This is a genomic window from Nonomuraea sp. ZG12, assembly GCF_052068115.1.
In the GTDB taxonomy this organism is placed as follows: Bacteria; Actinomycetota; Actinomycetes; order Streptosporangiales; family Streptosporangiaceae; genus Nonomuraea.
In genome coordinates this window covers 1-14,110 of record NZ_JBQHCW010000032.1, presented here as the reverse complement: position 1 = coordinate 14,110, position 14,110 = coordinate 1, and the positions used below count along the sequence as shown (strand labels likewise).

The 14,110-nt window shown below is 68.8% G+C and carries 12 protein-coding genes and 1 riboswitch; of the genes, 6 read left to right on the top strand and 6 right to left on the bottom strand.

Annotation, left to right across the window (positions count from 1 at the left end; genetic code table 11):
- Positions 1-74 precede the first annotated feature (74 nt).
- Positions 75-368, top strand: coding sequence for a Dabb family protein (locus ACTMTF_RS43710; RefSeq protein WP_441115989.1), 294 nt, complete (start codon positions 75-77; stop codon positions 366-368).
- Between the two features lie 7 nt (positions 369-375).
- On the opposite strand, the gene ACTMTF_RS43705 is transcribed toward ACTMTF_RS43710, so the two are convergent.
- Together ACTMTF_RS43705 and ACTMTF_RS43700 are read right to left on the bottom strand one after the other, a co-directional pair.
- Complete coding sequence (locus ACTMTF_RS43705) at positions 376-600, bottom strand: DUF6458 family protein (RefSeq protein ID WP_397017098.1); 225 nt, start codon at positions 598-600, stop codon at positions 376-378.
- 171 nt (positions 601-771) lie between these two features.
- On the bottom strand, positions 772-2,577 hold the full coding sequence (locus ACTMTF_RS43700; protein WP_441115988.1) for an acyl-CoA dehydrogenase: 1,806 nt from the start codon (positions 2,575-2,577) through the stop codon (positions 772-774).
- 102 nt (positions 2,578-2,679) lie between these two features.
- On the opposite strand from ACTMTF_RS43700, the gene ACTMTF_RS43695 reads away from it, so the two are divergent.
- The 3 genes from ACTMTF_RS43695 (at position 2,680) to ACTMTF_RS43685 (ending at position 4,336) form a co-directional block, all read left to right on the top strand.
- Complete coding sequence (locus tag ACTMTF_RS43695) at positions 2,680-3,477, top strand: class I SAM-dependent methyltransferase (RefSeq protein WP_397017102.1); 798 nt, start codon at positions 2,680-2,682, stop codon at positions 3,475-3,477.
- A gap of 25 nt (positions 3,478-3,502) precedes the next feature.
- Positions 3,503-3,559, top strand: a riboswitch (guanidine-III (ykkC-III) riboswitch).
- A 31-nt stretch (positions 3,560-3,590) separates the two neighbouring features.
- Entirely contained in the window at positions 3,591-3,911 is a 321-nt protein-coding gene (locus ACTMTF_RS43690; protein ID WP_397017104.1) for a DMT family transporter, read from the top strand.
- Positions 3,912-3,952: 41 nt separating this feature from the next.
- Complete coding sequence (locus ACTMTF_RS43685; protein ID WP_397017106.1) at positions 3,953-4,336, top strand: VOC family protein; 384 nt, start codon at positions 3,953-3,955, stop codon at positions 4,334-4,336.
- 12 nt (positions 4,337-4,348) lie between these two features.
- Here the strand turns inward: ACTMTF_RS43685 and ACTMTF_RS43680 are convergent, their stop codons facing one another.
- On the bottom strand, positions 4,349-4,798 hold the full coding sequence (locus ACTMTF_RS43680) for a hypothetical protein (RefSeq protein ID WP_397017108.1): 450 nt from the start codon (positions 4,796-4,798) through the stop codon (positions 4,349-4,351).
- A gap of 225 nt (positions 4,799-5,023) precedes the next feature.
- On the opposite strand from ACTMTF_RS43680, the gene ACTMTF_RS43675 reads away from it, so the two are divergent.
- Positions 5,024-5,947: a GNAT family N-acetyltransferase gene (locus ACTMTF_RS43675; protein WP_441115987.1), complete on the top strand. Its 924-nt coding sequence runs from the start codon at positions 5,024-5,026 to the stop codon at positions 5,945-5,947.
- Here ACTMTF_RS43675 and ACTMTF_RS43670 read toward each other — a convergent pair.
- Positions 5,934-7,949 (bottom strand): molybdopterin-containing oxidoreductase family protein, encoded by a 2,016-nt coding sequence (locus ACTMTF_RS43670; protein WP_441115986.1) that lies wholly within the window; start codon positions 7,947-7,949, stop codon positions 5,934-5,936. The genes ACTMTF_RS43675 and ACTMTF_RS43670 overlap by 14 nt on opposite strands.
- Before the next feature lie 272 nt (positions 7,950-8,221).
- On the opposite strand from ACTMTF_RS43670, the gene ACTMTF_RS43665 reads away from it, so the two are divergent.
- Positions 8,222-10,597 (top strand): lysylphosphatidylglycerol synthase transmembrane domain-containing protein, encoded by a 2,376-nt coding sequence (locus ACTMTF_RS43665; protein ID WP_441115985.1) that lies wholly within the window; start codon positions 8,222-8,224, stop codon positions 10,595-10,597.
- Positions 10,598-10,603: 6 nt separating this feature from the next.
- Here the strand turns inward: ACTMTF_RS43665 and mgrA are convergent, their stop codons facing one another.
- Positions 10,604-11,590 carry an L-glyceraldehyde 3-phosphate reductase gene (gene mgrA, locus ACTMTF_RS43660; protein WP_441115984.1) on the bottom strand — a complete coding sequence of 329 codons (987 nt, stop codon included), beginning with the start codon at positions 11,588-11,590 and terminating at the stop codon, positions 10,604-10,606.
- Positions 11,587-13,650, bottom strand: a complete 2,064-nt coding sequence (locus tag ACTMTF_RS43655; RefSeq protein WP_441115983.1) for a S9 family peptidase — start codon at positions 13,648-13,650, stop codon at positions 11,587-11,589. The genes mgrA and ACTMTF_RS43655 overlap by 4 nt, the downstream gene beginning before the upstream one ends.
- Positions 13,651-14,110 lie beyond the last annotated feature (460 nt).

Here is a 14,110-nt window from a genome sequence, read left to right as displayed (position 1 = left end):
GTCCTTCTCAAGCTGAGTAAATCTCGCTATGAGAATAACCAGGATGACGCGGCGCTGTCGATAGGATTCGCCGCATGATTCGTCACGTGGTGCTGTTCACCTGGTCAAAGGACGCGACCGAGGAGCGGAAGGCCGCGCTCGCGGCCGAGCTGGCCGAGCTCCCCGGCCGGATTCCCGAGATCCGCTCCTACAAGTTCGGCCCGGACCTCGGCCTCAACCCCGGCAACCACGACTTCGTGGTCAACGCCGACTTCGACAACGAGGACGACTACCGCGTCTATCGCGACCATCCCGCACATCGCGCGCTGATCGACGCGTTCATCACCCCGATCCTGGCGAGCCGGGCGGCCGTGCAGTTCAGCTGCTAGCCGATCATCAGACGTCCGGCGGGTTGTTCTCGCGGTGCATCAGCCGGTTGTCGGAGGTCTGGCCGCGCCTGGGCGCCAGCACGATGCTCAGCACGATGCCGACACCACCGACGATCATGAAGATCAGGCCGATGATGTCCATGTGCACGCTCTCGCCGAACACGTCGGGCTCGATCGCGAATCTCAGGATGGCGCCGAGCGTGAGGAAGAAGATGCTGACCCCGACACCCATAACGGCCTCCTGAGCAAAGAACGAGTACGCCCACGGTCATACCCGAGTATGGGCGAACACACCCGCCGCGGGGCGACGGCTCCATAACGGCGAACGCCCGCTCCGGGATCGGAGCGGGCGTTCTCCCTGTGACTGCCGCGGGAGGCAGAGGGTCCAGGGGCCTGGAAGGGTCTAGAAAGCCTCTTCCGGGAGCTCCATGAGCTCCAGGCCGGTGGCGGCCAGCACCTGGCGTTCGGCGGCCAGACGGGGCAGCACGGTCTTGGCGAAGAACGAGGCGGCGGCCACCTTGCCCCGGTAGAAGCTGTCTTCGCCGTCGGACAGCTTGCCCAGCGCCACCTCGGCCTGCCGCAGCAGCAGCCAGCCGATCACCAGGTCGCCCAGCGCGAGCAGGAATCTGGTGGAGTTCAGGCCGACCTTGTAGACCTCGCTGGGAGCCTCCAGCGAGCCCAGCGCCCAGCCGGCCATCGTGTCGCCCATGGCCTTGATGTCCGCGGCCGCCTCGGTGAGCAGCTTGCGCTCCTCCTTCAGCCGGCCGTTGCCGGCCTCGGACGCGGCGAACTCGTTGATCTCGGTCAGCAGCGCGCCGACGGCCACGCCCTGGTTCCGCAGGATCTTGCGGAAGAACAGGTCCAGGCCCTGGATCGCGGTGGTTCCCTCGTACAGGGAGTCGATCTTGGCGTCGCGGATGTACTGCTCGATCGGGTAGTCCTGCAGATAGCCCGAGCCGCCGAGGGTCTGCAGCGAGCGGGAGAGCAGCTCGTACGAACGCTCCGAGCCGACGCCCTTGACCACCGGCAGCAGCAGGTCGTTGAGCGCCTGCGCGTGCTCGTCCTCAGGGTTGACCTGGATGGTGTCCTGGAGGGTGGCGGTGTAGAGCACCAGCGCGCGCATGCCCTCGGCGTAGGACTTCTGCAGCATGAGCTCGCGGCGTACGTCCGGGTGGTCGATGATCGGCACGCGCGGGGCGGTCTTGTCCGACATCTTCGTCAGGTCGGCGCCCTGCAGCCGCGACTTGGCGTACTCCAGGGCGTTCAGGTAGCCGGTGGACAGCGTGGCGATGGCCTTCGTGCCGACCATCATGCGGGCGTGCTCGATGATCATGAACATCTGCTTGATGCCCTCGTGCACGTCGCCGATCAGCCAGCCGATCGCCGGGTGCTTGTCGCCGAAGGTGAGCTCGCAGGTGGTGGAGACCTTCAGGCCCATCTTCTTCTCGACGTTGGTGACGTACACGCCGTTGCGCTCGCCGAGCTCGCCGGTCTCCAGGTCCACGTGGAACTTCGGCACCAGGAACATCGACAGCCCCTTGGTGCCGGGCCCGTGCCCCTCGGGGCGGGCCAGCACCAGGTGGAAGATGTTCTCGGTCATGTCCTGCTCGCCGCTGGTGATGAAGCGCTTGACGCCCTCGATGTGCCAGGTGCCGTCAGGCTGCTGGACCGCCTTGGCGCGGCCGGCGCCGACGTCGGAGCCCGCGTCGGGCTCGGTGAGCACCATGGTGGCGCCCCAGTGGCGCTCGATGGCCAGCTCCGCGAAGCGCTTCTGCTCGGGGGTGCCGACCTTCCACATGGTGTAGGCGAAGTTGGGGCCGGCGGCGTACATGTAAAGGGCCGGGTTCGCGCCCAGGACCAGCTCGGCCGTCGCCCACGCCAGGCTCCGCGGGATGCCCGCGCCGCCGAGCTCGGCCGGCAGGTCGAAGCTCGACCAGCCGCCGTCGGTCAGCGCCCGGTAGGACTTCTTGACGCCCTCGGGGATGGTGACCGACGAGGTGGCGGGGTCGAACACCGGCGGGTTGCGGTCGCCCTCCTCGAAGGAGTCTGCCAGCACGCCGGTGGCCAGTCTGTCGGCCTCTTCCAGAATGGTGCGGGCAGTGTCCTCGTCCACGTCCGCATAGGGTCCGCTGCCGAGGATCTCACGCCGACCGAACACCTCGAAGAGGTTGAATTCCAGGTCACGCACGTTGCTCTTGTAGTGGCCCATGGGTGCAGATCTCCTTGAACCGAGGTCCTTATGTACTCGCCAGTAACCTTACTTGAAATGCTACCCGCGAGTAACCACCGATATGCATGGCATGCTCTCTCCATGGACGCCGAAGAACTCGCCGCGAAGTGGCGAGAGCGCCTGGAATCCTGGGCCATTCCGGAGGAGATCCTGGCCGAGGCCCCAGTCGATCCCTGGACCTATCCCCTCGCCCAGTTCACCAGCCGCACCGACAGGGTGCTCGCCACGCCGGACGACGGCCCCACGACGGCCCGCCTGGCCGAGGCGCTGCCCGACGGCGGCACTCTTCTCGACGTGGGCTGCGGTCCCGGCGCCTCGTCGCTCCCGCTGCGGGACCGGATCGGCCACCTGTGGGCCGTCGACACCTCCGCCGAGATGCTCCAGGAGCTCGCGGCCAGGGCCGACAAGCTGGCGGTGCCGGTGACCACGGTCGAGGGCCGCTGGCCCGGCGTGGCCACGCAGGTGCCCGAGGTGGACGTGGTGGTGTCCGCCCACGTCGTCTACAACGTGCCCGACATCGCGGAGTTCCTGCGGGCCCTCGACGGCCACGCCAAGCGGCGGGTGGTGCTGGAGCTCCCGCACCGCCACCCCATGAGCTGGATGGAGCCCCTCTGGAAGCACTTCCACGGCGTCACCCGACCCGTCAGGCCGGTCGCCGAGGACTGCGTGGCCGTGGCGGCGGCCCTGGGCTTCGCCGTGCGCGTGGAGGAGCGTGAGGCACCGCTGGAGCGCTTCGACTCGCTGGAGGACCTGGCGGCCAGCGCGTGCCACCGCATCTGCCTGGACCCGTCGCGGGCGGACGAGGTAGCGCGGACGGCCCTGGAGATGGGCATGTGGCCGCTTCCCCGCGACCGCTGGGTGACCCTTTGGTGGGAATGACCCCCACCTGGATGGCGTTCTGAAGGATGAGCTCAGCTCCCGGACGAGACGCGCCGTACCCGGCAGGCCAAGACGACGCACTTCACTGTCGTCTCGCCTGAAGGAGTCATTCCATGGCCTGGATCATCCTCGTGCTCGCCGGCCTCTCCGAGGTCGCCATGGCGCTGTCGCTCAAGCTCAGCAACGGTTTCACCCACCTGTGGTGGACCGTCTCCTTCCTGCTCACCGCCGTGCTCAGCTTCGGCCTGCTCGCCTACGCGCTCAAGTCGCTGGAAGTCGGCACCGCCTACGCCGCCTGGACGGGCATCGGCGCGGTGGGCACGGCCCTGCTCGGCATGCTGATCCTGGGTGATCAGGTCTCGGCGGTCCGGCTGATCTCCATCGCGCTCATCCTGGCCGGCGTGATCGGCCTCAACCTCACGGGCGCACACTAACCGGCTTGACGCGATAGGTGGTGTCGCGATTGGGTGGCTTCATGATCGAGATTCATGCGGTGACCATCGACTGCGCGGACCCGTACGAGCTGGCGTCCTGGTGGAGCCGCGCCACGGGGCTTCCTCTGGGAGAGGGGGACGAGCCGGGCGACGACGAGGTGATGCTGCGCACCGAGCGCTACCCGTTCCTGCTGTTCATCCGCGTCCCGGAGGCCAAGACCACCAAGAACCGGGTGCACCTGGACGTCAACGGCACCGAGGGCCGGACCCGCGACCAGGAGGTCGAGCGGCTGCTGGGCCTGGGTGCCACGGTCTTCGACGACCGCCGGACCCCTGAGGGCACCGGCTGGGTGACCATGCTCGACCCCGAGGGCAACGAGTTCTGTGTCTGCAGGAGCGAGGCCGAGAGGGGGGTGCCGCAGTGATGGCCGCGGGTCTCAGCGGGCCGAGTTGGCCCGGCCCTGCATGGTGAGTGTGAGGATCGCGGCGATCGCGTAGACCAGCGCGCCGTGCCAGCCCGCCTGGAACGCCGAGCCGATCACCCCTTCGCCGTCGAGCACGAGCTGCACCGGATAGTCGAGCACGGTGGTGATGGCGGCGGGCACGAGCGCGAACTTCCACGGGTGCCGCAGCCCCCAGATGCGCGCCTGCCGGGTCACCCGGTCGCCCTCTTCCGGCTTGGCGACCGAGCCGATGGCCGCGATCAGCGCGAACAGGCTGATGCCCAGCCCCAGGGCCCACACCAGGTCCCCGCCACCGGTGATCAGGCCCATGCCGAAGCTGGCGACGCTGACGGCGCCACCGCCGATCACCGCGGCCTTCCAGGGAGCACCGCGCAGCGCGGCGCCGGACAGCGAGACTTCGTCGCGTCGGGTGATTTCGTTCATGACCCCAGCGTGCCTTTCCGCACCCCCGGACCACATCGGGGACAGACCCTGATTTCACCCCCGGGGTAGTCGCGCTCAGAGCCGCCTGCGGGTGCTGGGCAGGGTGCGCACCGGGATCGGGTCGCGCTGCCCCACCCATGACACGTCGTAGCCCTGGATGCCGCCGTAGAGGACTTCGCCGGGTAGGGGGATGGTCCTTTAGTTCGTTCCTGACATCATTTGTCCATGCGAGACATCGTGATCGAGCGGCTCGGGCCGGACGACGGGGAGCGGCTGCGGGCGATCCGGTTGCGGGCGCTCCGGGACGCGCCTGAGGCGTTCGGGTCGTCGTACGAGAGAGAAAGCCCCTTCCTGCCCGACAAATGGGCCGAAAGGCTGAAAAATCCGGAGTCGCGGTGGATGGTGGCCACGGCCGACGGGGCAGACGTGGGGCTGGTCTGTGGCAAGGCCGAAGAAGGGCGGATGCACCTGCTGGCCATGTGGGTCGCCCCGGAGGCCAGGGGAGAGGGCGTCGGCGCGTGCCTGGTGGACGCCACCGTCGCCTGGGCCAGGGAGTACGGCGCGGAGGAGGTCGAGCTCTGGGCCGTCGACCAGAACGAGGGCGCCAGGGCCCTCTACGTCCGCAAGGGCTTCACCCCCAGCGGCAGGACCATGGCCCTGCCGTCCCATCCGCACCTCACGGAGTCCCACTACGTCCTGTCGCTCCTCTTCCGGCAGGCGCGCAGGCAGGACGTGCCGGCGATCGTCGCGATGCTGGCCGACGACCCGCTCGGCGCCGAGCGGGAAGGCGATCTGGGCGACGAGCGCTACCTGGCCGCCTTCGACAGGATCGACGCCGACCCCTACGACGAGCTGATCGTCGCCGAGCGCGACGGCAAGGTGATCGGCACGATGCAGCTCAGCTACCTGGCCGGCCTGTCCCGCCTGGGCGCCGAGCGCTGCCAGATCGAGGCGGTCCGGGTGGCGGCCGCCGCCCGGGGCCAGGGCCTGGGCCGCAGGATGATCCAGTGGGCCGTGGACCGGGCCAGGGCGCGCGGCTGCGCGATGGTGCAGCTCACCTCCGACAAGTCCCGCACCGACGCGCACCGCTTCTACGCCTCCCTCGGCTTCACCGCCTCGCACGAGGGCTACAAGCTCAAGCTGGGCTGATCTCGACCAGATTGTCGTGGTAGACCGCGCCCCTGCCCAGGTCGGCCTGGCGCTCCTCGACGACCGCGTTCGGGTTGGTGCCGCCGGGGGTCAGCTTGGGCCAGCGGCCCTTGGGCGCGGCCACCACGCCGCGCGCCACCCGGTCGCTGACCTCCACGTCGGCCAGGAACGCGCCGCCCGCGTTGTGCACCCGCACCCGCTGCCCGCCGCTCAGCCCGCGCGCCTCTGCGTCGGCCGGGTTGACCAGCACCACCGGATCCTTGGCCCGCCGCCGCAGCTCCGGGTTGTTGCCGAAGGTCGTGTTCAGGAACATGTGCGGCGCGGGAGTGATCAGGGTCAGCGGGTACGGTCCCGCGCCGCGCGTACGAGCGGACAGCGACGGAACGTACGCCTTGCCTGACGGCGGGAAGCGCAGCCGGCCGGACTCGGTCGGGAAGCCGTCGGCGAACGGCGTGAAGGGTTCGGGGTAGTTCATCCGCACCCATCCCTCCTTGCGCAGCCGGTCGACCGTGATGCCGTCGAGCGAGGGATGACCACTGGACAGCAGGCTCTCGGCCAGCTCCAGATCGGAGTCGAACAGCGACGGCTCGGTCATCCCCATGTGCGCGGCCAGGCGGCGGAAGGTCTCCGTGGTGGACAGGCACTCGCCGGGCGGCTGCGCCGCGGGCTCGTTCCACAGCAGGTAGAGGTGTCCGTAGCCGGCGTGCAGGTCCATGTGCTCGGTCTGCATGGTGGCGGGCAGCACGATGTCGGCGTAGTCGACCGTGTCCGTGGGGAACTGCTCCATGACGACCGTGAACAGGTCTTCGCGTTCGAGCTGCTTCCTGATCCGGTTGCTGTCGGCGGTCGAGCCGACGGGGTTCGCGGCGTACACCCACAGGCACTTGACCGAGTCCGGCTTGGCGAGCTCCGAGGCCAGCCGGGTCATCGTCAGCGTGCGGACCGGCGCGGGCAGCAGGTCCTCGCGGGTGTCGATGGCGACGTGCACGTGGTCGCTGGTGGAGTAGGACACCCCGCCGCCGGGGTGACGCCAGTCGCCGGTCACGCCGGGGATCGCGGCGATCGTGCGCATCGTCGTGCCGCCGCCCTCGTTCCGCTGGATGCCCATGGTGGCGCGGATGGCGGTGGGCCGGGTGTGCGCGAGCCGCATCCCCAGGCTGTGGATGTCCTCGGCCGGGATGCCGGTGATCTCCGCCACCGTCTCGACCGGATATCTCAGGATCTCCTCGCGGAAGTCCTCCCAGCCCTCCGTGTGCCGGGCCAGGAACTCCTCGTCCTGCGCGCCCTCCGCCAGCACCACGTTCAGCAGGCCGAGGGCGAGCGCCGCGTCCGTGCCCGGCCGGATCGCCAGATGCTGGTCCGCCTGGTCGGCCGTACGGGTGCGGATCGGGTCGATGGCCACCACGTACGCGCCGTTCGCCTTGGCCTCCTGGACGAACTTCCAGAAGTGGTGCCCACTGGTCAGCGGGTTCGTGCCCCAGAGGAGGATGAGCCCGGCCAGCGCGAAGTTCTCCGGGTCCATGCCGCCCGCGCTGCCGTTGGTCAGCCGCAGGCCGCTGTTGCCCGCCGCCGCGCAGATGTTCAGCCAGTGCTTGGAGGCGCCGAGCGTGTTCCAGAACCGGCGTCCGGCCACACCCTCGCAGCCCTGGAGGTATCCCAGCGTGCCGGTGCCGAGGTAGGGCCAGATCGCCTGGCCGCCGTGCTCCTCGACGATGCCGCGCAGCCGTACCGAGATCTCCTCCAGCGCCTCCTCCCAGCTGATCCGCTCGAACCGGCCGGAGCCCTTGGGACCGACGCGGCGCATCGGGTGCAGGATGCGGTCGGGCGCGCGGGTCTGCTCCAGATAGCGATTGACCTTCACGCAGAGAGCGCCACGCGTATAGGGGTGGTCCGGGTTGCCGCGCATGCTGACCGGCCGGCCGTCCTCGACGTTGACCACCCAGGAGCAGGTATCCGGGCAGTCCAGTGGACAAGCCCCCAAAACTATCAATTCGCCCGACATGGGCGTCAGTTTATGTCGGCTCGATCAGCGCGCCAGAGGCGTGTGCACGGTAGAAATCAGAGGTGAAGGGTTGGCGTCCCACCGTGTAGCCTGCCAACCGCTTTGAATCGCCTGGGGATGGGCAGGTCAACCGCGTCCGGACCCGGGGTGACGATCCGGGATGCCGATGTCCAGGGATCGGATGGTCTGGCCGGGAAGGTGCAGAATCGCTGTCGGTGGCCGAAATCAGAGAACGCGAAGACGCGGAGGACCTCGCGAAGGAGGATCCCACCGTGGACTCAGCGCGCGCTGACGCGGACGTCTACGTAGTCGAGCCGCTGCTCCCGCAGCGCCTGCGCCGCCCCTCCGACCTCCTGCGCCTGCTGGCCACCCTGCTCACGCTCACCGCGGTGATCCTGCTCGCCCTCGTCGCCAAGCAGACGCTGTACGGCCTGGAGATGGACGTCACGGAGGGCACCACGCTGGTGCCCCTGCTCAGCCGGATCGCCACCTTCGTCGGTGGCGCCGCCGTGCTCATCGTGCCCGTCGCCTTCGCCGTCGAGCGCGTCTTCCACCGCGACGGCCTGCGCGTCGCCGAAGGGCTGATCGCCGCCATCATCGGCATGGTCGGCTCCTTCCTGATCGGCCAGTGGCTGCTCGCCGGCCACGTCGACGACCTGACCCAGCTGCTGACCGGCGGCCGCTCGATCGAGCCGCTCAACACCCTGCTCATCTCGGTCATCGCCTACACCACCGCGGTCCGCATCTCGCGCCGGCCGACCTGGCGCGCGCTCATGTGGACCGTGATCGCCCTCGACATCCTCGCCCTCTACTCCGGCAGGCAGATCACCCTGCCCGGCGCCGTCGTCGCGGTCCTGGTCGGCATGGCCATGGGCTACGCCACCCTGTACGGCGTCGGCAGCCCCAACACCAGGCCACCGGGCAACGCCGTGGTGTCGGCGCTGCGCAAGCTCTCCTTCTCCCCGGTGTCGGCCCGCCGCATCGACGACGACCACCAGGGCAGCCGCCGCTACGCCATCGGGCTGGCCGACGGCACCACCCTCGACGTCACCGTGCTCGACCGCGACCGCCAGGTGGCCGGCCTGCCCTACCGTCTGTGGCGGCGCTTCCGGCTGCACTCCGAGACCAGGCGCAGGGCCATCAGGTCGCTCCGCGCCGAGCTGGAGCGCGAGGCGCTGATGGCCTACGCCGCGCAGGCGGCCGGCGCCAGCACCCCCCGCCTGATCGGCACCAGCGAGATCGGCACCGAGGCGGCCCTGCTCGCCTACGAGCACATCGACACCAGGCCGCTCGACGAGGTGCCCGACGACGAGATCACCGACGACGTGCTCGCACAGATCTGGGAGCAGGTCTCACTGCTGCAGATCCAGCGGCTCGCGCACCGGAGGCTGACCGGCGACGGCATCCACCTCGACCGGGCCGGACGCGTCGTACTGACCGATGCCCGCAGCGGCGAGATCGCGGCCGGAGACCTGCTGCTCCGGCTGGACATCGCCCAGCTCCTCACCTACCTGGCGCTGCGCGTCGGCGCCGAGCGGTCCGTCGGCAGCGCCGCCGCGATCATGGGGTCCGACACGCTCGCCACCGCGATGCCGCTGCTCCAGCGCATCGCGCTGACCCGGGAGACCCGCTCGGCGCTGGCGAAGCAGAAGAACCTGCTCGCCGGCATCCGCGAGCAGATCGTGGCGCTCAAACCGCAGGGCACGATCGAGGAGATCCGCCTCGAACGGTTCAAACCGCGCACGCTCGTGACCATCATCGTCAGCACCCTGGCGGCCTACTTCCTGCTCTCCCAGGTCAGCCAGGTCGACGTGATGCGGGTGATCACCACCGCCAACTGGGGCTGGTCCGGGGTGGCGCTGATGGCCTCGTTCGTCAGCTTCTGGGCCGCGGCGCTGATGCTCAGGGGATTCGTGCCCGAGGTCCTGCCGCTCTGGCGGACGGTGCTCGTCCAGTTCGCCGCGTCGTTCGTCAAGCTGGTGGCGCCCGCAGCGGTCGGCGGCGTCGCCATCAACACCCGTTACCTGCAGAAACGCGGCATCTCCGCCGGCCTGGCGGTGACCAGCGTCGGCGCCTCGCAGTTCATCATGATGGTCTTCCACATCACGCTGCTGCTGCTGTTCGCCTACATCACCGGCTCCAACACCGCCACCACCTTCACTCCCTCACGCGGCCTGGTGGTGGTGATGCTGGCCGTCGCCCTGCTGATCGTGGTGCTGTTCGGGGTGCCGCCGCTGCGCAGGATGATCACCAGCCGGACGCACCGGCTGTTCTCCAACGTGCTGCCGCGACTGCTGGACGTGCTGCAGTCGCCGCGCAAGCTGATCGAGGGCTCGATCGGCACCCTCATGATCACGATCGCGTTCGTGGTCTGCCTGTACGCCTGCGTCCGGGCCTTCGGCGGCACCATCGACTTCACCACCGTCGCGGTCGTCTACCTCACGGCCAACGCCATCGGCTCGGCCGCGCCCACACCGGGTGGCCTGGGCGCGGTCGAGTACGCGCTCACGCTGGGGCTGACCGTGGCGGGGGTGCCCGCCGAGCTGGCCACCTCCGCCGTGCTGCTGCACCGGCTGCTCACCTTCTGGCTGCCGGTGCTGCCCGGCTGGGCGGCCTTCACCTACCTGCAGCGCAACGAGGCCCTCTGACCTGGGTTACGCAGCCGTCCCCGTGATCTCGTCCACCGCCTTGAGCTCGTCCTCGGTGAAGGCCGGGCCGTCCACGCACGCCACGTTGTCCTCAAGCTGCCGCACGCTGCTGGCGCCGATCAGCACACTCGTCACCCGCGGGTCCCGCAGCGTCCACGACAGCGCCATCTGGGCCAGCGTCTGCCCCCTGCCCCTGGCGATCTCGTCGAGCCCGCGGGCCAGGTCGCGGTCGATCCGGTCCTCGGTGAGGAACCTGCTGGTGGCCGCCCGCGAGTCCGCAGGCACCCCCTTGAGGTAGCGGTCGGTCAGCAGCCCCTGCGCCAGCGGCGAGTACACGATGCAGCCCATGCCCGCCTCCTCCAGCGCGTCCAGCAGCCCGCCCTCGATCCAGCGGTTGATCATCGAGTAGGACGGCTGGTGGATGAGCAGCGGCGTGCCCAGCTCCCGCATGATCCTGGCCGCCTGCGTGGTCTGCTCCGCCGAGTAGTTGGAGATCCCCGCGTACAGCGCCTTGCCCGAGCGCACGGCCCGGTCCAGCGCCCCCATCGTCTCCTCCAGCGGCGTCTCCGGATCCGGCCGGTGGCTGTAGAAGACGTCGACGTACTCCAGCCCCATCCGCTCCAGCGACTGGTCCAGGCTGGCCAGCAGGTACTTGCGCGAGCCCCACTCGCCGTACGGGCCGGGCCACATGTCGTAGCCCGCCTTGCTGGAGATGACCAGCTCGTCCCGGTAGGGGGCGAAGTCCTGCTGGAAGATCCGCCCGAAGGTGCGCTCCGCCGACCCGTACGGCACCCCGTAGTTGTTGGCCAGGTCGAAGTGCGTCACCCCGAGGTCGAACGCCCGCCGCAGGGTCGCCCGGGAGTTCTCCAGCGGGCGGTCGTCGCCGAAGTTGTGCCACAGCCCCAGCGAAACGGCGGGCAGCTTAAGCCCGCTCCTGCCGCTGCGGTTGTACGGCTGCCGCTCGTAGCGGGCCTCGTCTGCCTGATAGGTCATGCCGTGCTTCCCTTCGTGCCGCGCTCGATGATCCAGGAAAGGGCGAACGCCTCCTCACGCCAGGCGTCGTAACGCCCACTGCGCCCGCCGTGACCCGCTCCCATCTCCGTCTTGAGCAGGAACGGCCCGCCGCGCGCGGTGGCCCGCAGCCTGGCGATCCACTTGGCGGGCTCGTGGTACATCACCCGGGTGTCGTTCAGGCTGGTGATCGCAAGAATCGGCGGATACGCCCGGTCGTCCACGTTCTCGTACGGTGTGTAGCTCTTCATATACGCGTACACGTCCGCGTTGTGCAGAGGGTCGCCCCACTCGTCCCATTCGATCACGGTGAGCGGCAGCGACGGGTCGAGGATGGTGTTGAGCGCGTCGACGAACGGCACCTCGGCCACCACGCCCGCGAACTCCTCCGGCGCCAGGTTCACCGCCGCGCCCATCAGCAGCCCGCCGGCGGACCCGCCCCTGGCGATCACCTCCGAGCTCCAGCCCGAGCGCTTCAGATGCCGGGCCGCCGCGACGAAGTCGGTGAAGGTGTTCTTCTTCTGGGTGAGCTTGCCCTCGTCGTACCAGCGCCTGCCCATCTCGCCGCCGCCGCGCACGTGCGCCACCGCGAAGACGAAACCGCGGTCGAGCAGGGAGAGCCTGGGCACCGAGAAGCCCGGGTCGATGGAGGTCTCGTAGCTGCCGTAGCCGTACAGGACCGTCGGGGCCGGCCTGCCGGCGTCCTTGCGCTTGACGATCGAGATGGGGATCTCGGTGCCGTCCTCGGCCGTGGCCCACTCGCGGAACTGCTCGTAGTCGCCCGGGTCGTAGCCGCCGAGCACCGGCTTGCGCTTCAGCAGGATGAGCTCGTGGGTGGCCAGGTCGTAGTCGTACAGGCTGGCCGGGGTGACCATGCTGGTGTAGGCGAGCCTGAGCCGGTTGGTGACGAACTCCGGGTTGCCGGCCGGTCCGACGTCGTAGAGCGTCTCGGGGAAGTCGATACCGTACGCGGGCTGGTCCTCGTACGGCAGCACCCGCAGGCCGGTGAGGCCGTCGCGGCGGAAGTGGACAACCGCGTGGCCGGCGAACGCGTCGATCTCCAGCAGGCGGGTGTCGTCCCGGTGCTCGATCAGCGGCGTCCACGTGCTGGGGTCGTCGAGCGGGGCGGTGGCGAGCTCGAAGTTGCGGGCGCCGTCGTTGTGCAGGACATAGAAGAAGTCGCCCGCGTGCTCGACGCCGTACTCGACCCCGGTCTTCCTGGGGCGCACCACCTGGAACTCGCCCGTGGGGTCGGCGGCGTCCAGGATGCTGACCTCACTGGTGATCTTGCTGCCCGCGCCGAGCACCAGGTAACGCTCGCTGCGGGTCAGGCCGATGCCCACCCAGTACCGCTCGTCGGTCTCCTCGTAGACGAGTACGTCCTCCTCGGTGCCGAGGGTGTGCCGGTAGACCTGGAACGGGCGCCAGGCGTCGTCCACGCGCGTGTAGAAGAACACCGAGCCGTCGGCGGACCAGGCGCCGCCGTAGAAGATGCCCTCGATCACGTCCGGCAGCTGCTCACCCGTCGTCAGGTTCTTGAACCGCAGCGTGAAGCGCTCGTCGCCGGTGAAGTCGGTGGAGTAGGCCAGCATCGTGCCGTCGGGGGTGATGGAGCTGGTGCCCACGGAGAAGAACGGACTGTCGCCCGCGAGCTCGTTGCCGTCCAGGATGACCTGCTCGTGCTCCAGCCGCTCACCGACGGTGATCTCAGGCGGGGTGTCCCCGTCGGCCGGCACCCGGCAGGAGATGGCGTACTGCTTGCCCTCCTCGGTGCGGCTGAAGTACCACCAACCGCCCTTACGGCTCGGCACCGACAGATCGGTCTCCTGAGTGCGGCCCTTGATCTCCTGGAAGACCTGTTCCTGGAGATCGGCCAGATGCGCGGTCCGCTCCTTGAGAAAGGCGTTCTCCGCCTCCAGATAAGCGATCGTGTCCGGATCTTCTTTGTTGGTAAGCCACGCGTACTCGTCGATCACGGTGTCGCCGTGATGGGTGCGCTCAGCCGGAACCTTCTTCGCCACAGGGGGCGTGTTGCTGCTCACGGGGCGAGTCTATGTTCGGCCGTGATCGATTCGTGGCCTGCCGCGTTCCGGAAGCCGTCACGAGCGGTCCTGGGGCGCTGCTAATCTTTAGAAGCCGACGCAGTGCGGCGCAACCACTCTCTCTCACTCAGGTGACTTTGGTGTGGGCTGCGCAGTCGTGACGGTAACTCCTTCTGGCTCGACACTCCGAGGATCGGTTCGCAGAACCGTCTGAGGGCTGGTAAGTTAGAGGGGTTGTCCCGGAGACGGGGCAGTGGTTATTCCTGCAGGTCGAGCGAGTCCGGTCAATTTGACAGAGACTTGAACGGCTGACAGGATTAAGACATAACAGAAACACGAAATGAGCGCCTCCGCTGCTCGGTCTGAGTGATCAGATGGTGTGGGGATGTACGCGTCCGTTTCTTGAGAACTCAACAGTGTGTTAAAAGCCAGTGCATGATGCACAACCCCGTCATTTATG

Excerpts from the sequence above, each read along its gene's own strand:
- ACTMTF_RS43700 (WP_441115988.1), bottom strand. The coding sequence starts at position 2,577 with ATGGGCCACTACAAGAGCAACGTGCGTGACCTGGAATTCAACCTCTTC.
- ACTMTF_RS43710 (WP_441115989.1), top strand. The coding sequence starts at position 75 with ATGATTCGTCACGTGGTGCTGTTCACCTGGTCAAAGGACGCGACCGAG.
- ACTMTF_RS43675 (WP_441115987.1), top strand. The coding sequence starts at position 5,024 with ATGCGAGACATCGTGATCGAGCGGCTCGGGCCGGACGACGGGGAGCGG.
- ACTMTF_RS43680 (WP_397017108.1), bottom strand. The coding sequence starts at position 4,798 with ATGAACGAAATCACCCGACGCGACGAAGTCTCGCTGTCCGGCGCCGCG.
- ACTMTF_RS43705 (WP_397017098.1), bottom strand. The coding sequence starts at position 600 with ATGGGTGTCGGGGTCAGCATCTTCTTCCTCACGCTCGGCGCCATCCTG.
- ACTMTF_RS43685 (WP_397017106.1), top strand. The coding sequence starts at position 3,953 with ATGATCGAGATTCATGCGGTGACCATCGACTGCGCGGACCCGTACGAG.
- ACTMTF_RS43670 (WP_441115986.1), bottom strand. The coding sequence starts at position 7,949 with ATGTCGGGCGAATTGATAGTTTTGGGGGCTTGTCCACTGGACTGCCCG.
- ACTMTF_RS43695 (WP_397017102.1), top strand. The coding sequence starts at position 2,680 with ATGGACGCCGAAGAACTCGCCGCGAAGTGGCGAGAGCGCCTGGAATCC.
- mgrA (WP_441115984.1), bottom strand. The coding sequence starts at position 11,590 with ATGACCTATCAGGCAGACGAGGCCCGCTACGAGCGGCAGCCGTACAAC.
- ACTMTF_RS43690 (WP_397017104.1), top strand. The coding sequence starts at position 3,591 with ATGGCCTGGATCATCCTCGTGCTCGCCGGCCTCTCCGAGGTCGCCATG.